The following is a 22,456-nucleotide window of genomic DNA, read 5'->3' as shown; positions in this document are numbered from 1 at the left end:
AGTTCTCAAGGAGAAGAAGAACCGCCTGAATCTCAAGTCCGCCCTGGCGCCTCCGGCCGTAGCCCATGGAGCGCTGTGCCTCGACAGGTGCCCGGCGAGGTGAGAGGAGAGTTGTTTCGACGACAGTGTGTCTGGAGTGCCGCCATCGTGAACCCGACGGCCGTCTCGTGACGGTTGCAGGATGCACTGGGCGAACGGGGTCAGCTCAACTCGCGATACAGAGACTGCCTGCGGAGGTGATCAGCAATGGCCTACGGCAAGACGGTCGGACCCACGTGCGGAACCAGCCAACAGACGGAAATCGACCAGGGGACACGGATTCCCCTGGCATCGCCCGTACCCGGGGCAAATGCCAAATCTGGCGGCAAGGAAAGGGTGCTTGGTACCTGCGAGCTGGTACTCACCCGAACGACCTTCTCCAAGAAAAGCACGATGGGCGAGCTGAGTCACCGCGGCTGCCGCCTCTTCTACACTCTGGAAGACGTGGAGCGGGAAAAAAAGATCTACGGCAAGACGGCGATTCCGTTGGGTACGTACGACATAAAGCTCGCGCGCTCGCCGCGATTCGACAGGGTCCTGCCGCTGCTGCTAAACGTCCCAAACTTTACACACGTACTGATACACAACGGGAGCTACGCTGAAAATACTGACGGCTGCATCCTGGTTGGCAACACGAAGGGCGACGACTTCCTGGGCGGGAGTCGCAAAGCGGTAGATGCGTTGATGAAGTTCCTTCAGCCCTATGCCTCCGCGTCAGCGGGGATCCGGATACGCGTTCAGCATGGGAAGGGAGCGCAGGCTTCGGACAAGTGAGGGATGGGGGAGGCGACAGGGCGGGGTCGAGATTGGGCCGGTTCTGCTTCTTGAGGTGGCATTCGACGAAGGTGGCCTGATTCCGTTGATCGGGCGGAGCGGCACACGGCCGCGACCCCGGAACCGCCTGCGACCCCGCGGACCTGCCTCGCTCAGTACGCGATTCGCCGCCTCAACGAGCCTGCCTTTCTTACCCGCGTTCTACTGCGGTGGCTGTGGAGACGCCGTCCTGATGCGCGCCGCGGACTTCATTGACGGCGAAGGCGTAGCCGACACTATGTCGAGCCGACACGAGAGAGCAGCGCGCGTCAGGGCGAGTGTATCGGCGGCCGCAGTAGAACGGAGCTGAGAAATGTGGGCTAACGCCTCAGCCTGCGCCCGACCCAGATCATTGCTTCAATCTCACGTGCTATGCCGCGAGCCTGCGTGAGACCGTATTTTTGTTCTGCGTCGTCGCTCTGGCCGTTTCTGCCGCGCTCGTTGACCTGCTCGAAAACGCCTTCCTGTTCGCCGGGGAGCCGGTGAACGACATCGCTGCACTGACCACGCCGAAGTTCACGCTGCTTTACCTCTCAGCTTGTGCCGCGGCTGTCTTGTTGCTGGTTGGTCCCGTCTGGCGGGTTCCTGACACGGGTGACAACGGATTGGCCAAGGACAAGAATTCAACGAATGACGCGAGATCGGAAGATGGGACGCCCGTCGCAGGCGTGAGGGAATCCTGAAAGGCTTCGTGGGAAGCGATCGGTTCCCGACCCATCGTCAGAATAGCTGTGGTTCGAGCAGGGCGCGTACCGGCGCGAAGCTGCGCCGGTGGTGTTCGCAGGGGCCGAGTCGCGTCAGGCAGTCGAGGTGTTCGGGCGTGGGATAGCCCTTGTGGCGCGCGAAGCCGTAACCGGGGTGCAGCGCGTCGAGCGCGGTCATCAGGCGATCACGCGCGACCTTGGCCAGAATCGACGCGGCGCTGATGGACGGTTCGCTGGCATCGCCGCCGATCACGGCGCGCGCCGGGCAGCACAGCTGTTTCGGCAGGCGGTTGCCGTCGATCAGGGCGAGCTGCGGCAGCAGCGCGAGCGCGGCCAGCGCCGAGCTCATGCCATACATGGTGGCGTGGAAGATGTTGAGGCGGTCGATGTCCGACACGCTGACCTCGATGACGCTGTAGGCCAGGGCGCGTTCGCGGATGCGCGGTTCCAGCACGCCACGGCGTTCTTCGCTGAGGTACTTGGAATCGTCGAGGCCGCGGATCGGCCGCGCCGGATCGAGGATCACGGCAGCGACGACGACTGGTCCGGCGAGCGGCCCGCGGCCGGCTTCGTCGACGCCGGCCACGAGCGTGCCGGGGGCAAGATCGGTGACGGTACGGCGTCTGCGCATCGCTAGTCCTTCAGCGCGCCGAGCTGGCCGTAGACGTAGTCGTGGTACGAATCGAGCAATGTGGGGTCCGGGCAGTCGAAATAGCGGCCCTGGCAACGGTCGCGCAGGAGCGCGTTGGCCTCGTAGAAATCGTCCTTGCGCAGGTCGGCCACGTCGAGCAGCAGCGAACCGAGGTAGATGATGTCGAGTACGTCAAAATCCACTTTCTTGCGTAAGGGAAAGTTGGACTTGAGCATGTAGTAGGTGACCTTGGTCGGGTCGGCGACGCCCTTTGGCACGCGCTTGGCCAGCGCGTTGATCGCGCCGTCGAAGGAGGGCTGGTGGTCGCCGAAGTGCATCAGCACGGTGCGGCGCTCGGTCGCGAATACCTTCTGCTCCAGTTCCGACATCGCCTGCTCGGACTGCTCCAGGCGCGACAGGTAGTTGCCGAGGTTGAGGTTGAGCCAGGCGTCGAGCTGCTTGGGGAACAGCGGCTTGTTGTAGGGCGAAGGCAGCTGGCCCAGTGGCGTCATGTGCGGGCCATGCTGGTGCAGGGTCAGCATGAATACGAACAGCGGCACGCCGGGATGATCGCGACGCTCGGCGGCGACCACGCGGTCGAATACCTTGAGCAGATCGAAATCGGTGGAGTCCCAACCCAGGCCGTGGTCGCTGCCGTCGTAGAACTCGTCGAAGCCGTAGAAATTGTAGGCGTTGCGCGCGTTGATGAAGCTGCCCGACATCGGATAGATGACGAGCGTGCGGTAACCGTTTTCCTTCATCACGCGCGGCAGGCTGTAGGCCACGCGCGGCGCGAGATTGAAGGGCGCGTACAAGCCGGCGTTGCCGAACAGGACATGCGCCATGCTGGTCAGGAATGCGAACTCGCTGGTCCAGGTGCCGCCGCCCCAGGTGTGCACCTGCAGGTAGCCGTGGGCGCGCGTGCGCTTGTCGTCCTGGAACAGCTTGTTCTTGCACAGCGGCAGCTTGCAGACGCTGAGCATGGTCGGGTCGAACGTGCTCTCTTCGAGTACGACGACGATGTCAGGACGCTGGCGTGGATCGCCGCCCGTCGCGACCCGCTCGTTCCAGACCTGCCTGGCCGCGGCGCCGGCGACGAGCTTGGGCATTTCGATCTGGGTGGAATGGAACGAGATGAAGAAATCGGTGAGGTAGCTCTTGTCGTTCATCGCGGCCCACATGCCCTTGCCATAGACCGAGGCGAACGGGCCTTGCGGTGACAGCGCCTGCAGCAGTGCGTACAGGCAGAGCGCGCCGGCGAGCGCGAGGGCGGCGCGGCGGCGCAGCGGCGTCGACTGCGGCAGCACGCGCGGACGGTCGATGCGCCAGATGCCGAACAGGCTCAGCGGCAGCATGACCAGGCTGACGAAGCTCGCGATCAGCAGGATCGGATAGCGCAGGATCACTTCGACTGTGTCGGCGTTGGCGAAATAGAACAGGTCCGGCGCCAGCAGCGGCGTGGTCAGATAGACGACCTTGAGCACACTGCTGGTCAGCAGCACCGAGAACAGCGCCGCGGCCGTGATCAGGCTGAAGGCGACGCGCCGCGTCAGGCAGATCAGCAGCAGGCAGAAGCTGCCGCTGAGTACCGTCGTGAATATGCGTTCTTCGGGCGTGCCTTCGCTCAGCGGCCCGTAAAGCATCATCGCCGCGTAGGCCAGCACCGCGAGCAGATACAGCAGCAGGCTGCGGCGGTCGAGCATGGGGAGAAGTCGCATCACGGGGACGGACCGGTGGAAGTGGCGCGCATGGTGCGGTCGCGACCAGGGCCGGTCAATGGTGCTCGCTGCGGCGCGTTCAGGCGCTGCCGCCTTCGACGAGTTCGCTGATCGCGGCGGCTGCGCCGCGATCGGCGTCGCCGATCAGCAGGCGGTGCAGGCGCTCGAACTCGGCGACCAGCGCAACGCGCGCCGGGCTGTCGGCGTAGAGCGCCAGCAGGGCATCGGCCAGCGCCGGTGGCGTGCAGGCGTCCTGCAGGATTTCCGGTACGAGGTCGCGCCCGGCCAGCACGTTCGGCAGCGAGTAGCGCGTCGTGCGCATGAGCTTGAACCAGGTCACGATCGCGTAGGTCACCGCGGCCACTTTATAGGCGACGACCATCGGCCGTTTGGCGAGCATCGTCTCGAGCGCCGCTGTGCCCGAGGCGACCAGCACGATATCGGCCGCGAGCAGGCATTCGTGCGCGTGGCCGTCGACGAGCTGCACGCTCGCGGCCAGATCCAGGCCCAGGCCGTCGGCGATCTGCTCGAACGCGGCGCGACAGGCGGGCGTGGCCATTGGCACGACGACCTGCAGTTCCGGAATGGCCTGGCGGCAGCGCCGCGCGGCCTGCAGGAAATCCGCGCCGAGGCGGCGGATCTCGCCGAGCCGGCTGCCCGGCAACAGCGCGAGCACCGGCGCGTCGGTGGAAAGCTGCAGCAAAGCGCGCGCGGGCGCACGATCGCTGACCAGCGCAAAGCGGTCGGCCAGCGGATGACCGACGAAGCGTGCATCGACGCCGTGGCGCGCGTAGATCGGCGGCTCCATCGGGAACAGGCACAGCACGAGATCGGCGCTGCGGCCGATCTTCGCGGCGCGCTGTTCGCGCCAGGCCCAGACCGACGGACTGACGTAGTGCACCGTACGCAGGCCTCGGGCCTTGAGCTTGCGTTCCAGCGGCAGGTTGAAGTCGGGGGCATCGATGCCGATGAAGGCGTCGGGTCGCAGCGCGCTCACACGGCGCAGCACGTCGGCGCGGATGCGCAGCAGCTGAGGCAGGTGCCGCAGCACTTCGACCAGGCCCATGACAGCAAGCTTCTCGGCGGGATACCAGGCCTGGAGTCCCGCCGCGACCATGCGCGCGCCGCCGATGCCGACGAAGCGGGCATCGGGATAACGTGCGCGCAGCGCCACGATCAGGCCGGCGCCGAGCTGGTCGCCTGAAGCCTCGCCCGCGACGAGGGCGAACGTGCGAGGTTCGGTGGATTGCGAAAGAACCGGCGGCGGTTGCGCCGGAGCCGGACTACGCGCTTCCTGCTGCGCCATGGTCGCGGCCTTTCAGCGCACCAGCGATCGCTGACTGCGGTCGATGAAGTCCAGCATGAGCTTGACGTCGGGTGCGTCGGACGAGACGCGCGCCAGCTCCTCGCGCGCCTCGGCCAGCGGCAGCCCGGACTTGTACAGCGTCTTGTAGGCGCGGCGGATCGACAGAATGCGTTCGCTGCCGAAGCCGCGGCGCTTGAGGCCTTCGCTGTTGATGCCCTTGGGTTCGGCGAAGCTGCCGGCCACGGTCACGTAGGGCGGCACGTCGCGGTTGATGATGGAACCCATCGAGGTGAACGCATGCGCGCCGACCTGGCAGAACTGGTGCACGAGGGTGAAGCCGCCGAGGATGACCCAGTCGTCCACCGTCACATGCCCGGCGAGCGACGCGGCGTTGGCGAAGATCACGTTGTTGCCGACGATGCAGTCGTGGGCCAGGTGCACGTAGGCCATGAGCCAGTTGTCGTTGCCGATACGCGTGACGCCGCCGCCGTCGTCGGTGCCGCGGTTGAAGGTGACGAACTCACGGATCACGTTGCGGTCGCCGATTTCCAGCAACGAGCGCTCGCCGTGGAATTTCTTGTCCTGCGGCGCCGCGCCGATCGAGGCGAACTGCCAGATCTTGTTCTCGCGGCCGATTCGTGTCGGCCCTTCGATGACGACGTGCGGGCCGATCCAGGTGTCGTCGCCGATCACGACGTCAGCGCCGATGACCGAATACGCGCCGATACTGACGTTGGACCCCAGGCGTGCAGCAGGGTCGATCACAGCGGTTGGGTGGATCATCAGTCGTTACGCTCCGCGCACAACAGTTCCGCTTCAGCGACCGTCTTGCCCGCGACGACCGCGCGGCAGACGAACTGGCCCATGCGGCGGATCATGCGCTTCTGCTCGACTTCGAGCACGAGCTGGTCGCCCGGCCCGACGATGCTGGAGAAGCGGGCCTTGTCCACCTTGACGAGATAGAACAGCGAACTGGCACTCGGCGCTTCGGCGTTGGTCAGCTGCACGAGCAGGCCTGATGCCTGCGCCAGTGCCTCGATGATGAGCACGCCCGGCATGACCGGATGGCCCGGGAAGTGGCCCTGGAAGAACGGTTCGTTGATGGTCACATTCTTCAGCGCGGTCAGGCGCCTGCCCGATTCGAAATGGGTGACGCGGTCGACCAGCAGGAAAGGGTAGCGGTGTGGCAGCAGGTCAAAGATGCGACCAACGTCCAGCGGCAAGGAAAGGCTGGCGTTCGAACCGTTCATGGAGCGGAATCCTTTTCTAGGGCTTTCAGACGACGCGCCAATTCGTCCAGATGGCGGAATCGCGCAGCATTGCGCCGCCACTGGCGATTCTCCTGGATGGGCGTACCCGAGGAGTATTCGCCGGCGGCGGTGAGGGAATGGGTGACCAGGCTCATCGCTGTCACGGTGACCCGGTCGGCGATGCTCAAGTGGCCTAGGATACCGGCAGCGCCGCCGATCAGACAGTAGCGGCCGATGCGCGCGCTGCCGGCGACGGCCGAGCAGCCGGCCATGGCCGTATGCGCGCCGATGAAGACGTTGTGGGCGATCTGGATCTGGTTGTCGAGACGCACGTCCTCCTCGAGCACGGTGTCTTCCAGTGCGCCGCGGTCGATGGTGCAGTTCGCGCCGATTTCGCAGTCGTCGCCGATGCGCACGCCGCCGAGTTGCGGCACCTTGATCCAGTGGTCGCGCTCGAACGCGAGACCGAAGCCGTCGGAGCCGATCACGGCGCCCGGATGCACGAGCACGCGCTTGCCCAGACGTACGCGCATGACCAGGGTGACGCGCGCGACGAGGCGCGAGTCGGCGCCGATCACACAGTCCGGACCGATCACGCAGCCGGGGCCGATCACGGCGCCCTGCTCGATGACGGCACCGGCCTCGATCACGCAGAGCGGTCCGATGCTGGCGCCCGGTGCGATCGTCGCGCCCGCGTCGACGACTGCGCTGGGATGGATGCCGGCCGCGGCGGCCGGCTGCGCCTCGAACAGCGCGGCGATCTGCGCGTAGGCGACGTATGGGTCACGCGCGATCAGCGCAGTGCCGCTGCGCAACGGGGCGTCGTCGGCCCGCAGCACGATCACGCCCGCGCGCGAGCCCTGCATCTGCGCACGGTATTGCGGATTGGAAAGAAAGCTCAGTTGCCCGGCATCGGCCAGCGCGAGCGTGGCGACGCCGGCAACCGGCTGGTCCGGATCGCCGCGCAGTTCCAGCGCAAAGCGCTCGGCCAGATCGCCGGCGCGCCATTGCGGCGCCATAGCGTTCACGGCGTGGCCTGTCGGGTCTGGAATTCGCGCCGCAGGCGCTCGAGCACCCGGTCGGTGATGTCGATGCGCGGGTCGGCGAACACCACCGGGCTCGGCACGACCAGGTCCAGACCCTGCTCGCGCGCGTAGTCGACCACGGTGTTGTTGATTTCCTGCCAGCTCTTGTCGAGTTCCTGGTCGCTGCGGCTCTTGAGTTCACCGCGCAGTTCGTCGCGCGTGCGCTTGACGCTGCGCTCCAGCGCGTCGATTTCACGTTTTCTGATGTCCGCGTCGGGCTTGCTCAGCAGTGCGCCGTCACGCTCGAAGACGCGCTTGATCTCGGCGAGGCGGGTTTCTTCCTGTTTGAGCGCCGTATCGCGCGTGGCGAACTCGCGCTGCAGCCGTTCGCGGCCGGCCTGGACCTGCGGGGCGTTGTCCAGCAGACGCTTCATGTCGACGTAGCCGAGCTTGCTCTGGGCCTGCACCGCGAGCGGCAGCAGGGCAAGAGCAAACGCTAGTCGACGTGCTGCGGTTGCGTGCTGGCCCACGCGTATCCTCCCTCGTTCGGTCGCCGCGGCGGAAAGGCTGGTTCCGCCGTCGGTGCGATGATGCCAGTTTCGATCAGAACTGGGTGCCGAACGAGAACTGGATCGACTCGGTCTTGTCGCCGTCCTTCTTGCGGATCGGACGCGCCAGATTGATCGTGATCGGGCCGACCGGCGCCTGCCACTGCAGGGCCAGGCCGGTCGAGGCACGCAGTTCGCCCGCGCTGAAATCGCCGAAGGATTTGTACACGTTGCCCACGTCGAGGAAGGCTGAGATGCGCACCGAATCGCTGTCCTTGGCGAACGGGGTGGGCAGGATCAGTTCGGCCGTGCCGAGTACCTTGAACGCGCCGCCGAGCGGCTGGCAATAGTCGCTGAGCAGGCTCACGCGCTCGCACGGGCCGAGCGTGTTGTCCTCGAAGCCGCGCACGTCGCGCACGCCGCCGGCGTAGAAGTTCTCGAAGAACGGCAGGCCGCCGATCTTCAGCGGAATCTTCTCCGTGGAATTCGGATCGAAGCGGCCGGTCGCGTCGCGGTAGGAATCGCCGTAGCCGAGGTTGCCCGACAGCAGGAACGTGAACTTGTCGCTGAGCGGGAAGTAATGCACGCCCTGGTAGTACAGCTTGTAGTACTCCAGCGTCGAGCCGGGCAGCGCGATTTCCGCCGACAGCGACTGCAGGCCGCCGCGCGTCGGGGTGAAGTATTTGTTGCGCGTGTCGTGCGCCCAGGATGCGGTCAGGTTCCAGGTATGGATCGTGCGGCGATCAAGATCCGTGATGTAGCGGATGATGTTCGGCGGCGTGAAGCCCTCGAAGGTATTGATCTCGGTCTTGTTGACACCGAGCTGCAGCTGCACCGAATCGGTCTCTCCGACCGGGATGCCGACGAAGGTCGAGAACGCGGCCGTGTCGGTGGAGTAGTTCGCGATGTTGGCCTCGCTCTGGTCGAGGTTGCGCACGCTCGCGTTGTAGCCCAGGGCGATGCCCGAGTCGTTGAGGTAGGGCTGGGCGTAGCTGATGTCGTAGCGCTTGAGGTAGGAGCTCTTCTGCACCGTCATCGCGATGCGGTCGCCGGTGCCGAGGAAGTTGTTCTGCGAGATCGACACGCTCGCGATGAGCTTCTGAACCTGCGAATAGCCCAGGCCGAACAGCAGGCTGCCGGAGGGTTGTTCCTCGACCGTGACCAGCATGTCGACCTGGTCTTCGCTGCCGGCGACCTTGGGTGTCTCGATCTCGACGGTCTTGAAGTAGCCCAGGCGCTGCAGGCGCACCTTGGAACGGTCGATCGCGGCCTGCGAATACCACGAGCCTTCGAGCTGGCGCATCTCGCGGCGCAGCACCTCGTCCTCGGTACGCACGTTGCCCTTGAAGGTGATGCGGTTGACGTACACGCGCTTGCCCGGCTCGATGTAGAAGGTGACTTCCACCGTGCGGCCTGCCTTGTCGGTCTTGGGCACCGGCGTCACTTCGGCGAAGGCATAGCCGATGTTGGACAGTACCGCGCTCATGGCCTTGGCGCTCTGCTCGAGCTTGCGCCGCGAGAAGGTCTCGCCGGCCTGGGTCTTGAGCAGCTTGCGCAGGCTTTCTTCCGGCAGGATCAGCTCACCGAGCAGCTTGATGTCGCTGATCGTATACATCTCGCCTTCCTGCACATTGGCGCTGACGTAGATGTTGCGCTTGTCCGGGCTGATCGAGACTTCGGTCGATTCGACGTTGAAGTCCGCATAGCCGCGATCGAGATAGTACGAGGCCAGTTTTTCGAGATCGCCGGACAGCTTCTCGCGCGAATACTGGTCGTCCTTGGCATACCAGGACTTCCAGTTCGTGGTGTCGGACTCGAATTCGCTGCGGATTTCCTTGTCGCTGAAGACCGAATTGCCGACCACGTTGATGTGCTTGATCTTGGACGCCTTGCCCTCGGCGATCACGATGTTGATGTCGACGCGGTTGCGGTCGAGATTCGTGACCTTGGGCGTGATCGTGACGTTGTACTTGCCGCGATTGTGGTACTGGCGGGTCAGTTCCTGCTGCACGCGGTCGAGCTGGAGGCGGTCGAAGGTCTCGCCTTCTTCCAGGCCGATGCCCTTGAGGCCTTTGCGCAGTTCTTCCTCTTTGAGCTCCTTGTTGCCCTTGAGGGTGATCTTGGAGATCGCCGGGCGTTCCAGCACGGTGACGACGAGGATGTCGCCCTGGCGCGTGAGCTTCACGTCGTTGAAGAAGCCGGTCTTGAACAGGGCGCGGATCGCTTTTTCCGCCGAGTCGGCGGTCATGCGGTCGCCTTTCTCGACCGGCAGGTAGGTGAATACCGTGCCGGGCGCGATGCGCTGCAGACCATCGATGCGGATTTCCGAGACGACGAAGGACTCGAACGCGTGGGCCTCGGCGGCGAGGCAGGCAAGCAACAGCAGGGCGGCGATACGCTTCATCGTCAATCCGTCAGGGTTTTCTTATAGGCGGCGGGCGCTTGCCGCAGTTTTTTGGTGGTGAACCGGGGCCGTGGACTACGACAGGATCCGGTGCACGATGTCGTTGTAGAACGCCAGTCCCATGAGGGCGACCAGCAGGAGCAGACCGGCGTACTGGCCGGCGATCAGCGCTTTCTCGCTGAGCGGACTGCCCTTGATCGACTCAATAAGGTAATACACGAGGTGACCGCCGTCCAAGATCGGGATCGGCAGCAGGTTCATGATGCACAGGCTCAGGGAGATCAGGGCGAGGAAATAGCAGAACCAGGCGACGCCGCGCTGGGCCGAGTCGTTGGCCACTGCGGCGATCGTGATCGGGCCGGAGATGTTCTGCAGCGAGGCCTTGCCGTTGAGCATGCGGCCGAGCATTTCCAGGGTTTTGGTCGTCAGGTTGCCGGTTTCGCGAAATGCCGCCGGAATGGCCGCGAGCGGGCCGTAGCGCAGCAGGGCGTCGTAGGCGGGTTCGACGAACTTCGGCTTGATGCCCACGCGCCAGACGGGCTTGCCCGCATCGTCGCGTTCCTCGCGCGGCGTGATCGACAGCGCCAGCGGCTTGCCGTCGCGCTCCACGTTCAGGGCCAGCGCCTTGCCCGCAGCCGAGCTGGATTGAATCGTATTGACGAGCACTTCCCAGTCGCTGATGGGCTTGCCGTCGAGGCTGACGAGGCGATCGTCGACGGCGAGGCCGGCGGTTTCCGCCGCGCTGCCCTTGCTCACTTCGCCGACCAGTGGCTGGCCGGGCAAGGCGAACTTCGGCGTCAGCCCCATGGCGCGCCAGGCGGCCAGGTCTTCCTTGTCGGCGGGGATCTGGGTCAGGTCGAGCTGGCGCGTAGCGGTCCTGCCGTCGGCGCCGGTGACGCGGATGTCGATGCTGCGCCGGTCCAGCGCGTGGCCCAGCAGAACGAGGTTGGCATCGGTCCAGTTGCTGACCGGTTCGCCTGCGATGGCGTCGATGCGATCCCCGGGAACGAAGCCAGCAGCGGCCGCCAGCGTCTCGACGCGACCGATCACGGGCTGGTAGTCCGGCTTGCCGATCACGAACATCGCCCACAGCGCGAACACGGTGAAGATGAGGTTGAACGCGGGGCCGGCGGCGACGATGAGCATGCGCTGCCAGATCGGCTTGGCGGTGAAATCGCCGCCGCGCTCGGCCGGGCTGACCTCGACCTCGCGCGAATCGAGGAACTTGACGTAGCCGCCGAGCGGAATCGCCGAGAGGCAGTATTCGGTGCCGTCCTTGCCGACGCGCGTCCACAGCGGCTTGCCGAACCCGATCGAAAAACGCAATACGGTGACCCCGAACCGGCGCGCGACCCAGTAGTGGCCGAACTCATGGAATGTGACCAGCAGTCCAAGCGTGACGGCCAACCACCAGATCGATCCGAGGAAATTGCTCATGCGGGGCTCAACAGTGCAGGCGGCGCATCATACGTTGCGCGGTAGCCCGGGCGGTTAAGTCCGTCTGAATGAGTTGGGCCAGGTTGGCCACGGGTTCAGGCGGAATCTTTTCCAGGCAGGCTTCGATGACTTCGCTGATCGCGAGGAAGGGCAGCTGTCCGTCAAGGAACGCCGCGACCGCCACTTCGTTGGCCGCATTCAGGACGGCCGGCGCCGTGCCGCCGCAGCGCAGCGCCGCGTAGGCCAGGCCCAGGCAGCGGAAGGTGTCGAGGTCCGGCGGCTGGAAATCCAGGCGCGCGAGCGCGACCAGGTCCAGTGGCCTGACCCCGGCCTCGATCCGCTCGGGCCAGGCCAGGCCATAGGCCAGGGCCGTGCGCATGTCGGGATGGCCGAGCTGCGCCAGCACCGAGCCGTCGGCGTATTCGACCAGCGAATGGACGATGCTCTGCGGATGGACCACGACCTCGATACGGTCCGGTGCGGCGTCGAACAGGAAATGCGCCTCGATGACTTCGAGCCCCTTGTTCATGAGGCTGGCGGAGTCGACCGAGATCTTGCGGCCCATGCGCCAGTTCGGGTGGGCGACGGCCTGTTCCGGCGTGATCGCGGCCAGTTCGCCGCGCGTCCGGCCACGGAACGGACCGCCCGACGCGGTCAGGATCAGCTTGCGCACGCCCGTTTCGGCGAGGCCGGCACGACGCGTCGCGGCCGCCGCGGGCAACGCCTGAAACAGCGCGTTGTGCTCCGAATCCACCGGCAGCAGCTCGCCGCCGCCTTCGCGCAGGGCCGCGAGCAGCAGCGGCCCGGCCATGACGATGGCCTCCTTGTTCGCGAGCAGCAGGCGCTTGCCGGCGCGCGCGGCGGCCAGGGTCGACTCCAGCCCCGCAGCACCGACGATCGCGGCGACCACCGTATCGCAGAGGCTGGAGGCGGCCGCTCCGGTGAGCGCCTCGGCGCCGCTGGCCACGCGTGTTGGCAGGCCGGCGCGCTGCACGCGCGCACGCAGGTCGGCCTCGAGCGTCGGGTCGGCGATCACGGCGAGGTCCGGCACGAAGCGCTCGCACAGCACGGCCAGGGCCTCGCTGCTGCGGTGCGCCGCGAGCACGCTGGCGCGGAAGCGCTGTGGATGGCGCGCGATCACATCCAGCGCGCTGGTCCCGATCGAGCCCGTCGCGCCGAGTACGGCGATGTTCCTCATGCGCGCAGCAGGGCGAGCCCGGCCGCCCAGACCGGCAGCGCCGCGAATACGCTGTCGAGCCGGTCGAACATGCCGCCGTGGCCGGGGAACAGGTCGCCCGAATCCTTCACGCTGGCATGTCGCTTGATCAGGCTCTCGAACAGGTCGCCGACGATGGAGGCGAGCACGGTCAGCATCGCGAGCAGGAAGATGCCGGCCAGGGCCAGACCGCGCAGGCCGAGCAACCAGGCGCCGATCACGCCGACCGCGGCCGAGGCGGCGAGTGCGCCGTAGACGCCGGCCCAGGTCTTGCCCGGGCTGATCCGCGGCGCGAGCTTGGTCGTGCCCCAACGGCTGCCGGCAAGGTAGGCGCCGCTGTCGGCGACCCAGACCAGCATCAGGCCGAACAGCGTCCACCACGGGCCGTGGTCCACGCCGCCGTGCACCTGGAGCAGGCCGCACCAGGCCGGTACGACGATGAGGAAGCCGGCGGTCAGCTTGAGCGCGGTGTTCTGGTTGGTCGGTGCGACACCGAAGCTGAAGTGTCGCAACCACAGTGCCGCGACCAGCCACCAGGCGACGCCCGCAAGTATCACGGCCCACCACCAGGCGCTGCCGCGCGACAGCCACAGGCCGAGCATGGCCAGTCCATTGACCGTGACAAGTGCGGCGCGCAGGCCGTTGTCGCGCTGGCCGAGCATCCGCGTCCATTCCCACAACGCATACAGGAATGCCGCTCCGGCGATCGCGGCGAGCACGACGGTCGGTGCGAACAGGATCAGCGCTATCGCCGCTGGCGCCAGCACGAGGGCTGTGAGGATGCGCGTTTTCATCGGGGAAGCCACGGGCTCGGCGCACTCCGTTGGTCAGTGGAACCGCGGAAAAAAGCGGGGATCATCCGGCACCCGCGGCGATCTGCGCGCTGGTCTTGCCAAAGCGCCGCTCGCGCCCGGCATAGTCGGCCAGCGCGTGTTCGAAGGCCGCAGTGTCGAAGTCCGGCCATAACGTCGCGGTGAAATGGATTTCCGCGTAGGCGATCTGCCAGAGCAGAAAATTGCTGACGCGCTGCTCGCCGCCGGTGCGGATGAAGAGATCCACCGGCGGCAGTTCGGCGAGGCAGAGATACGGAGACAGCGTGTGCTCGTCGATGCGCGCGGCATCGATCTCGCCGGCCTGCACCGCGCGCGCCAGCTGCGCGGCGGCCTGGGCGATGTCCCAGCGCCCGCCGTAGTTGACGGCGATGTTCAGGGCGAGCTTGGTGTTGGCCGCGGTCTTGTCCATTGCGCCGCGCATGCGCGAGGCCAACGCCGGCGCGAACGCGGCCAGTTCGCCGACGAAGCGGATGCGCACGCCGTGGTCGTGCAGTTCATCGACCTCGCGGTCCAGCGCCTTGAGGAACAGCTCCATCAGCGCGCTGACCTCGTCCTGCGGCCGCTGCCAGTTCTCGCTGGAGAACGCGAACAGCGTGAGCGCCGCAATGCCGCGGCGCAGACAGAATTCGATCGCATTGCGCACGGCCTTCTGGCCGGCATGATGGCCAAAGCTGCGTGGACGCAGGCGCTTGCGTGCCCAGCGTCCGTTGCCGTCCATGACGATCGCGACATGGCGCGGCAGCCGGCCGTCGCCGGTGACTGCCGCGGACGGCGGAGTGAGCGGATCCAGGATCGTGCTCCGCTCAGAGCGCCATCAGTTCATCTTCTTTCGCCTTGACCACGACATCGACATCCTTGATCGCCTTGTCGGTCAGTTTCTGGATGTCGTCCTCGGCCTTGCGCTCTTCGTCCTCGGTGATCTTTTTTTCCTTGAGCAGTTCCTTGACGTGCTGCATCGCGTCGCGGCGCACGTTGCGAACGGCGACCTTGGCGTCTTCGCCTTCGCCGTGCACCTGCTTGGAAAGGACCTTGCGGCGCTCTTCGGTGAGCGGCGGCAGGTTGATTCGGATCACGGTGCCGGCGGTGGTCGGGTTGAGGCCGAGGTCCGAGCCGATGATGGCCTTCTCGATCGGCTGCACCATGGTCTTTTCCCACGGCGTGATGGTCAGCGAGCGCGCGTCCTGGACGGCGACGGTGGCGACCTGCGACAACGGCATTTCGCTGCCGTAGTAATTGATCTTGATGTGTTCGACCAGCGCCGTGCTCGCGCGGCCCGTGCGCAGGCGCTGCAGGTCATGCCGCAGCGCTTCCACGCTCTTGGCCATACGGGTCTGGGTATCTTGCTTGATGTCGTTGATCATGACGGCAAATCCTTGGGCCGGAACAAAGCGGCCGGAGTATAGCAGCGGCCCAGCAGGCTGTTGATAAACAGCCTGCTGGCGATCCACGGATGGATCGCCCGAGGGTCAATCGCGCTGGCGATTGATTCCCGGAGAACGTGCGCGAGCTCCGCTTGCGCCGTTCGATTGAGAAAGGGGCTTTGCTCCTTTCTCAACAAACGATGATCTGCTGGGAAGCCGCCGGAAGGGGCAGCGCGGACCGTGCCCGCAGGCTACAATCCGGGCCCAATTTTCCGGCACAACAGGATTTCGCAATGGGCAGATTGATGGCCATTGAAGGGCGCAAGAACGCCCAGGATGCACGCCGCGGCAAGATCTTCACCAAGGTCATCCGTGAACTCACGGTGGCGGCGCGCGCAGGTGGCGGCGACCCCAAGGCCAACCCGCGCCTGCGTCTTGCGATGGACAAGGGCCTGGCCGTGAACATGGCGCGCGACGTGATGGAGCGCGCGATCAAGAAGGCGACCGGCGAGCTCGAAGGTGTCAACTACGAGGAAATCCGCTACGAAGGCTATGCCCCCGGAGGCGTCGCGGTCATCGTCGACTGCATGACCGACAACAAGGTCCGCACGGTCGCCGACGTGCGGCATGCCTTCACCAAATGTGGCGGCAATCTCGGCACCGACGGATCGGTGTCCTTCATGTTCAGGAAACTGGGCGTGCTGAGCTACCTGCCGGGGACCGACCAGGAAGCGGTCGAGAACGCGGCGATCGAGGCCGGCGCCGACGACATCGTGGTCTATCCGGACGACGGTTCCATCGATGTGCTGGTCGGTCCAGACAGTTTCGAGGCGGTCAAGCAGGCGATGGAGGCGGCTGGCCTGAAGCCCGAACACGCCGAAGTCGGCCTGCGCGCCGACAACGATATCGCCGTCTCCGGCGACACGGCCCAGGCCGTGCTCAAGATGATCCACATGCTCGAAGATCTGGACGACGTGCAGAACGTCTATTCCAACGCGGACATGCAGAGCTAGCCGGCGGGAACGAGTGGAGAGGAGTGAGAAATGAGCGGAAAGCGCGGCACGCTCGCTCTCACTCATTGCTCACTCCTCGTCCCTGGTTTCTCGCTTCACGTCACCAGTGTGCCGACGTGTTCGCCGCGCGCGATGCGCAGCAGATTCCCGGGCACGCCCATGTCGTAGACGCGCAGCGGAATCTTGTTGTCGCGGCACAGCGCGATGGCGGTCGTATCCATGACCTGCAGGTTGCGCTGGATCACGTCGCTGTAGGTGAGCCTGTCGTAGCGCTCCGCAGTCGGGTCCTTCTTCGGGTCCGCGCTGTAGATGCCGTCGACCTTGGTTGCCTTTAGCAGCAGGTCCGCGCCGACTTCGATTGCGCGCAGCGCCGCGGCGGAATCGGTGGTGAAGAACGGATTGCCGGTGCCGGCGGCGAAAATGGCGACGCGGCCCTTTTCCAGATGGCGTATCGCACGTCGGCGGATGAAGTCTTCGCAGACCTCGTTGATCTTGATCGCGCTCATGACGCGCGCATAGGCGCCGAGTTTCTCGATCGCATCCTGCATCGCCAGTGCGTTCATGACCGTTGCCAGCATGCCCATGTTGTCGCCGGTCACGCGATCCATGCCGGCTTTCGCGAGGCCTTCGCCGCGGAAGATGTTGCCGCCGCCGATGACGACGCCGACCTGTACGCCGGCACGCTGGACTTCGATGATTTCCTTGGCCAGACGATTCAGCACCTTGGGGTCGATGCCGTAGTCGGCCTGGCCCATCAGCGCTTCGCCGCTGAGTTTGAGCAGGATGCGCTTGTACTTGATCTCGTTGGGCATGGAGCAGTCCTTTCTGAGCTGGGCACGCTCGGTCGTTCCGGCGCGACAGCCGGAACGACACAGGTCGCGGAAATACGCGGAGCCGGGCGGCCCAAAATGCGCGCGATCATACAGCAAGCACCCCTGCGCCGAATGTAACGATGCGCGCAGGCTGCGGCCGAGGCGCCACCACCGGCGCCGTATTCGCGATGGATCGACGCGCGTGGCGCGCCGTCGACGACGCGGCGCCGAAGGGACCGGTCGCGCGGTCCGCGCCGCGTAGGCGCGCTCGCCGACCACTCCACGCGCCGGTTCGTCGCGCATCGCGTAATCGGCTTTTCACAAACTCTGGCTACTGTCCGCCGCATTCGCGCGGCATCCGCCTGCCGCCGCCGGGGAGTTGCCGATGTTCCGTCGTTGGGTCGCTGTCAGTCTCATGAGTGCCGTCAGCGCGCTCGCCGCTGCTCACCAGCACGCCGATCTGCCGCCGGCGCTGAAGCGCACGCCGAAAGCCTTCGCAGTGGAACGCCAGCTCGGCGAGCCGCCGCGCGAGGTGGCAGAGCTGCGCTTCCGCGACGTGTTCAAGCTGCCGGTAGGTCCGCGCGGCCTCGAGCTCACCGAGCGACTGACCGAACTCGACGGCCGCCGCGTGCGCCTGGTCGGCTACATGGTGCGAGCCGGTGTCGACGGCGGCTTCGTACTGAGTCCCTTGCCGGCGGTGCTTGGCGATGCCGACGAAGGCCTCGCCGACGATCTGCCGCCGAGCGCCGTTCTGGTCGAGATGCCCGATCAGGCGCAGCTGCGCAGTGGCCACATGCCCGGGCTGATCCAGGTCACCGGACGCCTGCGCGTCGGCAGCGTCGAAAGCGACGACCTGCCGGGGCGCGTATTCCCGCTGCGCCTCGAACTCGATCCCGCGCTCGGCAAGATTCTGCGCAAAGCAAACAAGTAGACATTGCTGCGTCGTGTGGCGCGCCGCCGCACGACTGCCCCACGCCGTTCACCTGAATCCTCCCCTCCCTCGTACGCAAGGAGCGCACCATGCGCCGCATGACGATTTCCCGTCTCGCCCTGGGCACTGCCCTTGGCCTGCTGGCTGTTTCAGTTCAGGCCGCCACCGTTTCACGCCTGACCCCACCGAGCGAATTGTTCGCCTCGGGCACGCCCGATCCGATCATTTCGCGCTTCCTGCCGGGCCAGCGTTTCGACCTGCAGGCCACGGTGCAGCCGGACGTTGGCGAGACCGTCGTGGGCTTCCAGTTCCTCGTCGACGGCGTCTGGATCAACGGTCCGCTGCCGCTGGGCGGCGGCGCCAACGATTCGCGTCTCGCGCGCAACGGCACGGTGACCGAAACCGGCGCTGCCGAGACCTGCATCCGCGACGGCAAGACCACCGGGGCGAGCGGCTGCGTGCTGGCTGCAGGCCTGCCGTCCAATACGGCCGTGCTGAGTTTCCGCGCCTATTCGAACTACACGCCCGGTGTGCACGAATTCAAGGTGATCGCGCGCACCAGCAGCGGCCGCGCGATCAGCGCGAGCGGCAATTTCGAAGTCGTCGGCATCACCCAGGGCGGCAAGACCGCCAAGAACGTCATCATCCTGGTCGGCGACGGCATGGGCGCAGCGCACCGCACGGCGGCGCGCATCATGGCCAAGGGCTACGCCCAGGGCAAGGCGCGCGGGCAGCTCGCGATGGACACCTTCCCGTACAGCGGCCAGGTCATGACCGCGTCGCTCAACTCCATCGTCACGGACTCGGCACCGGGCATGGCCAACTACGTGTCGGGCAACAAGGCGAACAACAACGAAGAGGGCGTGTTCCCCGACGACACCCTGGCCGCATTCGACAATCCGCGCATCGAATACCTGTCCGAATACCTGCACATGCTGCAGGGCAAGGCCCTCGGCATCGTGACCACGTCCGACGTGTTCGACGCGACACCGGCGGCCAACGCGGTGCATACCGCGCTGCGCGGCAACGGCACCGGCATCGTTGATCAGTTCCTCGACGAACGGAACAAGACCGGCCTGTCCGTGCTGATGGGCGGCGGCCGCAAGTGGTTCCTGCCCAACGTGGGCGGCGCCACGAGCCCGCAGCCCGCCAACGGTTCGCAGCGCTCCGCCCGCAACGACTACGTGCTGCCCGCCGACATCGTCCGCGGCTGGGACGTGGCGCCCGGCAAGCTCGATCCGGAACGCGACCTGATTGGCGACTTCGTCGCAGCCGGCTTCGCCTATGCGCCGGACAACGCCGGCCTGAATGCCGCGTTCGCGCGCGGTACGCCGGACAAGCTGCTCGGCCTGTTCGCCTACTCGAACATGAACGTGTCCTACGACAAGATCGCCGCGCGTCGCGGCAACCGCGACGTCGTCGACGCGTTCGGCTTTCCCGACCAGCCGATGCTGGACGACATGACCGACAAGGCGTTGAAGGTGCTCGCGCGCAATCCGAACGGCTTCGTCGCGATGATCGAGGCCGCGTCGATCGACAAGCAGGCGCACCTCATGGATACCGACCGCTGGATCCATGACGTGCTCGAGTTCGACCGCGCCATCGCCGTGGCCAAGCGCTTCGCCGAGACCAACCCGGACACCATCGTCATCGTCACCGCCGATCACGAATGCTCAGGTGCGGCCATCATCGGTGCGGCGACTGTATCCGCGGCACAGCTCGAAGCGGACAAGCTGCAGGGCAAGAATGTCGTCGGCGTCTACGAGGCAGCCAGGTTCCCGCGCTACACCATGGCGGCCGACGGCTATCCGGTCACGACGAACATCAACAACAAGATGCTGATCGGCTACGGCGCCAACGCCGACCGCTACGAGAACTGGCTGCCGAATGCATTCCCGACGCGCGATTCGCAGCAGCCGTTCCCACCGGCGCAGTCGCCGGCGAACCCGAGCGTGCGCAACAAGGATCAGGGTGCGCTGATCACCGGCCAGGTCGCCGGTGACCAGGCCGCGCATACGGGTACCGACATCCCGCTGTCGGCCTATGGCCTCGGCGCATCGAGCTTCAGCGGCACGTTCGACAACACCGATGTGTTCTTCAAGCTCGGCCAGATCGTGGTAGGTGGCGTGAAGTAAGGCGCCGGACACGTCGCTGCCGAAGGCAGCCGGCGCGTCGTTTCGCAATACGGACCAGGGCGCGCAGCGGACCATCGCTGCGCGCCCTTTTTCTTGTGCGATAGGGCCGTGTGGCGCACAAAAAAAAAGGCCGCAGCGTGAGCTGCGGCCTTTGGTGTTCAACGCGCGGCGTTGGCGATCAGGCCAGACCGGCCTGCTTCATGACTTCCGCGGCGTAGTCTTCCACGACCTTCTCGATGCCTTCGCCGACGGCCAGACGCTTGAAGCCGACGATATCGGCGCCTTCCTTCTTGAGGACGGCTTCGACGGTCAGGTCGGTGTTCAGCGCGTAGGGCTGGCCCGTCAGGGTGACTTCGTTGACGATCTTGGCGATCTTGCCGCCGATGATCTTTTCGAGGATTTCGGCCGGCTTGGCCTTGTCCTTGTCAGTCATCTTGGCCAGCTCGATTTCCTTTTCCTTGGCGATGAAGTCCGCCGGGACTTCCGACGCCTTGGCGTACGGCGGATTCATCGCGGCGATGTGCATGGCGATGCCGCGGGCCAGCTCTTCGTTGCCGCCGGTGAGTTCCACCAGCACGCCGATGCGGCCGCCGTGGACGTAGCCGGCGACGGTGCCGCTGCTGTCGACCGTGGCCATGCGACGCACCTGCACGTTCTCGCCGACCTTGGCAACCAGGGCCTGGCGCGCTTCCTCGACGGTGCCGCCGCCGGTGTAGGCCGCAGCCTTCAGCGCGTCGATGTCGTTCGCGCCGCTCTGCAGTGCGATCTGCGCGACGGCGTTGGCGAAGGAGACGAAGTTATCGTCCTTGCCGACGAAATCGGTTTCCGAATTGATTTCGACCAGCACGGCCTTGCCGCCGTTCTGGGCGAGCACGATGCGGCCTTCCGCAGCGACGCGGCCGGCCTTCTTGTCGGCCTTGGCCAGGCCCGACTTGCGCAGGTATTCCATCGCTGCGTCGATGTTGCCGGCGTTCTCGGTCAGTGCCTTCTTGCACTCCATCATGCCGGCGCCCGAGCGCTCGCGCAGTTCCTTGACCAGACTCGCGGTGATTTCCATGTAAACCTCGATAGTTGCGGCGGCGATTCGCATCGCGCCAGGAAACGGAATCGTGTTGCGGCGTCACGACAGGGTCATGACGCGGCCGGGGCCGCCGTATGAACGGCGCCCCGGTGCGTGTGCGGTATTACTCGCCCTGCGGGGCCGGACGGCCGCCACCACCGTTGCGACGCGGCGGGCCGCCCGGACGCTGGCCCGGCTTCGAGCCCGGCTTGCCACGCGGCGGCGGACCCGGCTTGCGGCCACGCGGGGAATCGTCGGTCGCGGCCTTGACGTGGCCTTGGGCGTCGAGCTCGACGAACTCGTCCTTGTCGCTGCCCGCGGTCTGCGGCGCGGCGGCCTTGCCTTCCAGCACGGCGTCGGCAGCGGCGCGGACGTAGAGCTGCACGGCGCGGATGGCGTCGTCGTTGCCCGGGATCGCGTAGTCGACCAGGGTCGGGTCGTAATTGGTGTCGACCACCGCGATGACCGGGATGCCGAGCTTCTTGGCTTCCTTGATCGCGATGTCTTCATGGCCGATGTCGATCACGAACAGCGCGTCGGGCAGGCGATTCATGTTCTTGATGCCGCCGAGCGAGATGTTGAGCTTTTCCGACTCGCGCTGCAGGCCCAGCACTTCACGCTTGACCAAGCGCTCGAAACGGCCGTCGCTGGCCATGGCTTCGAGTTCCTTCAGGCGCGCGACCGACTGCTTGACGGTGCGGAAGTTGGTCAGCGTGCCGCCGAGCCAGCGGGCCGCGACGTGCGGCATGCCGCAGCGCTCGGCTTCTTCCTTGACCGCTTCGCGCGCCGAGCGCTTGGTGCCGACGAACAGGATAGTGCCGCGCTTCTGCGCCAGGCCGGAGAGGAAATTCATCGCGTCGCCGAACAGCGGCACGGTCTTTTCGAGGTTGATGATGTGGATCTTGCCGCGGGCGCCGAAGATGTACGGCGACATCTTAGGGTTCCAGTAGCGCGTCTGGTGGCCGAAATGGACGCCGGCTTCCAGCATCTGGCGCATGGTGACTTGAGGCATGGTGGTGCTCCGAAAAGTGGGCGCGCACGGTCGATGTGCAGTGCTGCCGCCCGGGGTTGTGGCCTCCACGCTTCCCCGCGACCGACTTCTTGCGAAGCACCCCGGAGCGGTGACGAAACGTGTGTGGATTCGGCAGGATTGCCGTGGTGGCGGGACTTGCTCCCGGCCTGGATTTCGCGCCTAGGCCAAGCGGCCGGGGCAGGAAATC

Annotated in this window: 21 protein-coding genes; 5 read left to right on the top strand and 16 right to left on the bottom strand. The window is 66.0% G+C overall.

Translation table 11 applies throughout. The features are described from left to right. Positions 1–246: 246 nt before the first annotated feature. Both RUU78_RS05035 and RUU78_RS05030 read left to right on the top strand, forming a co-directional pair. On the top strand, positions 247–813 hold the full coding sequence (locus RUU78_RS05035) for a DUF5675 family protein (protein ID WP_313914300.1): 567 nt from the start codon (positions 247–249) through the stop codon (positions 811–813). Positions 814–1,253: 440 nt separating this feature from the next. After that, on the top strand, positions 1,254–1,535 hold the full coding sequence (locus RUU78_RS05030; protein ID WP_313914298.1) for a hypothetical protein: 282 nt from the start codon (positions 1,254–1,256) through the stop codon (positions 1,533–1,535). A 37-nt stretch (positions 1,536–1,572) separates the two neighbouring features. Here the strand turns inward: RUU78_RS05030 and rnhB are convergent, their stop codons facing one another. The 13 genes from rnhB to frr all read right to left on the bottom strand — a co-directional run bounded on the left by rnhB (position 1,573) and on the right by frr (position 15,285). Beyond that, entirely contained in the window at positions 1,573–2,187 is a 615-nt protein-coding gene (gene rnhB, locus RUU78_RS05025; RefSeq protein WP_313914296.1) for a ribonuclease HII, read from the bottom strand. Positions 2,188–2,189: 2 nt separating this feature from the next. Then, entirely contained in the window at positions 2,190–3,890 is a 1,701-nt protein-coding gene (locus RUU78_RS05020; RefSeq protein ID WP_313914294.1) for a sulfatase-like hydrolase/transferase, read from the bottom strand. Positions 3,891–3,984: 94 nt separating this feature from the next. Continuing rightward, a complete protein-coding gene (gene lpxB / locus RUU78_RS05015) occupies positions 3,985–5,211 on the bottom strand; it encodes a lipid-A-disaccharide synthase (RefSeq protein ID WP_313914292.1) in 1,227 nt (408 codons plus the stop codon). 12 nt (positions 5,212–5,223) lie between these two features. Further along, positions 5,224–5,994, bottom strand: a complete 771-nt coding sequence (gene lpxA, locus RUU78_RS05010) for an acyl-ACP--UDP-N-acetylglucosamine O-acyltransferase (protein WP_313914290.1) — start codon at positions 5,992–5,994, stop codon at positions 5,224–5,226. Continuing rightward, the gene (gene fabZ / locus RUU78_RS05005; RefSeq protein WP_313914287.1) at positions 5,994–6,461 is read right to left on the bottom strand and encodes a 3-hydroxyacyl-ACP dehydratase FabZ; all 468 of its coding nucleotides are present in this window, start codon (positions 6,459–6,461) and stop codon (positions 5,994–5,996) included. The genes lpxA and fabZ overlap by 1 nt, the downstream gene beginning before the upstream one ends. Beyond that, positions 6,458–7,480 (bottom strand): UDP-3-O-(3-hydroxymyristoyl)glucosamine N-acyltransferase, encoded by a 1,023-nt coding sequence (lpxD, locus tag RUU78_RS05000; RefSeq protein WP_313914396.1) that lies wholly within the window; start codon positions 7,478–7,480, stop codon positions 6,458–6,460. The genes fabZ and lpxD overlap by 4 nt, the downstream gene beginning before the upstream one ends. 5 nt (positions 7,481–7,485) lie before the next feature. After that, positions 7,486–8,016: an OmpH family outer membrane protein gene (locus tag RUU78_RS04995; protein ID WP_313914286.1), complete on the bottom strand. Its 531-nt coding sequence runs from the start codon at positions 8,014–8,016 to the stop codon at positions 7,486–7,488. 73 nt (positions 8,017–8,089) lie between these two features. Then, positions 8,090–10,438, bottom strand: a complete 2,349-nt coding sequence (gene bamA / locus RUU78_RS04990; protein WP_313914284.1) for an outer membrane protein assembly factor BamA — start codon at positions 10,436–10,438, stop codon at positions 8,090–8,092. Between the two features lie 75 nt (positions 10,439–10,513). Then, positions 10,514–11,875 (bottom strand): RIP metalloprotease RseP, encoded by a 1,362-nt coding sequence (gene rseP, locus RUU78_RS04985; protein WP_313914281.1) that lies wholly within the window; start codon positions 11,873–11,875, stop codon positions 10,514–10,516. A 7-nt stretch (positions 11,876–11,882) separates the two neighbouring features. After that, the gene (locus RUU78_RS04980) at positions 11,883–13,073 is read right to left on the bottom strand and encodes a 1-deoxy-D-xylulose-5-phosphate reductoisomerase (RefSeq protein ID WP_313914278.1); all 1,191 of its coding nucleotides are present in this window, start codon (positions 13,071–13,073) and stop codon (positions 11,883–11,885) included. Then, on the bottom strand, positions 13,070–13,885 hold the full coding sequence (locus RUU78_RS04975; RefSeq protein WP_313914276.1) for a phosphatidate cytidylyltransferase: 816 nt from the start codon (positions 13,883–13,885) through the stop codon (positions 13,070–13,072). Before RUU78_RS04975 ends, RUU78_RS04980 begins: the two co-directional genes overlap by 4 nt. Positions 13,886–13,946: 61 nt before the next feature. Further along, on the bottom strand, positions 13,947–14,666 hold the full coding sequence (gene uppS / locus RUU78_RS04970; RefSeq protein WP_313914394.1) for a polyprenyl diphosphate synthase: 720 nt from the start codon (positions 14,664–14,666) through the stop codon (positions 13,947–13,949). A 61-nt stretch (positions 14,667–14,727) separates the two neighbouring features. After that, positions 14,728–15,285, bottom strand: a complete 558-nt coding sequence (gene frr, locus RUU78_RS04965) for a ribosome recycling factor (RefSeq protein WP_313914391.1) — start codon at positions 15,283–15,285, stop codon at positions 14,728–14,730. A gap of 293 nt (positions 15,286–15,578) precedes the next feature. Here frr and RUU78_RS04960 point away from each other — a divergent pair, with 293 nt between their 5' ends. Beyond that, a complete protein-coding gene (locus RUU78_RS04960) occupies positions 15,579–16,298 on the top strand; it encodes a YebC/PmpR family DNA-binding transcriptional regulator (RefSeq protein ID WP_313914388.1) in 720 nt (239 codons plus the stop codon). A gap of 95 nt (positions 16,299–16,393) precedes the next feature. Here RUU78_RS04960 and pyrH read toward each other — a convergent pair whose 3' ends face one another. Then, the gene (gene pyrH / locus RUU78_RS04955) at positions 16,394–17,110 is read right to left on the bottom strand and encodes a UMP kinase (protein ID WP_313914274.1); all 717 of its coding nucleotides are present in this window, start codon (positions 17,108–17,110) and stop codon (positions 16,394–16,396) included. Between the two features lie 385 nt (positions 17,111–17,495). On the opposite strand from pyrH, the gene RUU78_RS04950 reads away from it, so the two are divergent. After that, positions 17,496–18,041 carry a hypothetical protein gene (locus tag RUU78_RS04950; RefSeq protein WP_313914272.1) on the top strand — a complete coding sequence of 182 codons (546 nt, stop codon included), beginning with the start codon at positions 17,496–17,498 and terminating at the stop codon, positions 18,039–18,041. Positions 18,042–18,130: 89 nt separating this feature from the next. Continuing rightward, complete coding sequence (locus RUU78_RS04945; RefSeq protein WP_313914270.1) at positions 18,131–20,176, top strand: alkaline phosphatase; 2,046 nt, start codon at positions 18,131–18,133, stop codon at positions 20,174–20,176. 178 nt (positions 20,177–20,354) lie between these two features. On the opposite strand, the gene tsf is transcribed toward RUU78_RS04945, so the two are convergent. Then, positions 20,355–21,233: a translation elongation factor Ts gene (gene tsf / locus RUU78_RS04940; RefSeq protein ID WP_313914269.1), complete on the bottom strand. Its 879-nt coding sequence runs from the start codon at positions 21,231–21,233 to the stop codon at positions 20,355–20,357. Positions 21,234–21,360: 127 nt separating this feature from the next. Further along, on the bottom strand, positions 21,361–22,248 hold the full coding sequence (rpsB, locus tag RUU78_RS04935; RefSeq protein ID WP_313914267.1) for a 30S ribosomal protein S2: 888 nt from the start codon (positions 22,246–22,248) through the stop codon (positions 21,361–21,363). Positions 22,249–22,456: the final 208 nt, after the last annotated feature.

It is taken from the genome of Tahibacter sp. (assembly GCF_032229445.1).
Lineage (GTDB): Bacteria > Pseudomonadota > Gammaproteobacteria > Xanthomonadales > Rhodanobacteraceae > Tahibacter.
This window is presented reverse-complemented; position numbering and strand designations above follow the sequence as displayed.

What these genes read in the sequence shown, in the direction of transcription:
- RUU78_RS05035 (WP_313914300.1), top strand. Translation starts at nt 247, where the DNA reads ATGGCCTACGGCAAGACGGTCGGACCCACGTGCGGAACCAGCCAACAG.
- rnhB (WP_313914296.1), bottom strand. Translation starts at nt 2,187, where the DNA reads ATGCGCAGACGCCGTACCGTCACCGATCTTGCCCCCGGCACGCTCGTG.
- RUU78_RS05020 (WP_313914294.1), bottom strand. Translation starts at nt 3,890, where the DNA reads ATGCTCGACCGCCGCAGCCTGCTGCTGTATCTGCTCGCGGTGCTGGCC.
- lpxB (WP_313914292.1), bottom strand. Translation starts at nt 5,211, where the DNA reads ATGGCGCAGCAGGAAGCGCGTAGTCCGGCTCCGGCGCAACCGCCGCCG.
- lpxA (WP_313914290.1), bottom strand. Translation starts at nt 5,994, where the DNA reads ATGATCCACCCAACCGCTGTGATCGACCCTGCTGCACGCCTGGGGTCC.
- fabZ (WP_313914287.1), bottom strand. Translation starts at nt 6,461, where the DNA reads ATGAACGGTTCGAACGCCAGCCTTTCCTTGCCGCTGGACGTTGGTCGC.
- lpxD (WP_313914396.1), bottom strand. Translation starts at nt 7,480, where the DNA reads ATGGCGCCGCAATGGCGCGCCGGCGATCTGGCCGAGCGCTTTGCGCTG.
- bamA (WP_313914284.1), bottom strand. Translation starts at nt 10,438, where the DNA reads ATGAAGCGTATCGCCGCCCTGCTGTTGCTTGCCTGCCTCGCCGCCGAG.
- rseP (WP_313914281.1), bottom strand. Translation starts at nt 11,875, where the DNA reads ATGAGCAATTTCCTCGGATCGATCTGGTGGTTGGCCGTCACGCTTGGA.
- RUU78_RS04980 (WP_313914278.1), bottom strand. Translation starts at nt 13,073, where the DNA reads ATGAGGAACATCGCCGTACTCGGCGCGACGGGCTCGATCGGGACCAGC.
- RUU78_RS04975 (WP_313914276.1), bottom strand. Translation starts at nt 13,885, where the DNA reads ATGAAAACGCGCATCCTCACAGCCCTCGTGCTGGCGCCAGCGGCGATA.
- frr (WP_313914391.1), bottom strand. Translation starts at nt 15,285, where the DNA reads ATGATCAACGACATCAAGCAAGATACCCAGACCCGTATGGCCAAGAGC.
- RUU78_RS04960 (WP_313914388.1), top strand. Translation starts at nt 15,579, where the DNA reads ATGGGCAGATTGATGGCCATTGAAGGGCGCAAGAACGCCCAGGATGCA.
- pyrH (WP_313914274.1), bottom strand. Translation starts at nt 17,110, where the DNA reads ATGCCCAACGAGATCAAGTACAAGCGCATCCTGCTCAAACTCAGCGGC.
- RUU78_RS04950 (WP_313914272.1), top strand. Translation starts at nt 17,496, where the DNA reads ATGTTCCGTCGTTGGGTCGCTGTCAGTCTCATGAGTGCCGTCAGCGCG.
- RUU78_RS04945 (WP_313914270.1), top strand. Translation starts at nt 18,131, where the DNA reads ATGCGCCGCATGACGATTTCCCGTCTCGCCCTGGGCACTGCCCTTGGC.
- tsf (WP_313914269.1), bottom strand. Translation starts at nt 21,233, where the DNA reads ATGGAAATCACCGCGAGTCTGGTCAAGGAACTGCGCGAGCGCTCGGGC.
- rpsB (WP_313914267.1), bottom strand. Translation starts at nt 22,248, where the DNA reads ATGCCTCAAGTCACCATGCGCCAGATGCTGGAAGCCGGCGTCCATTTC.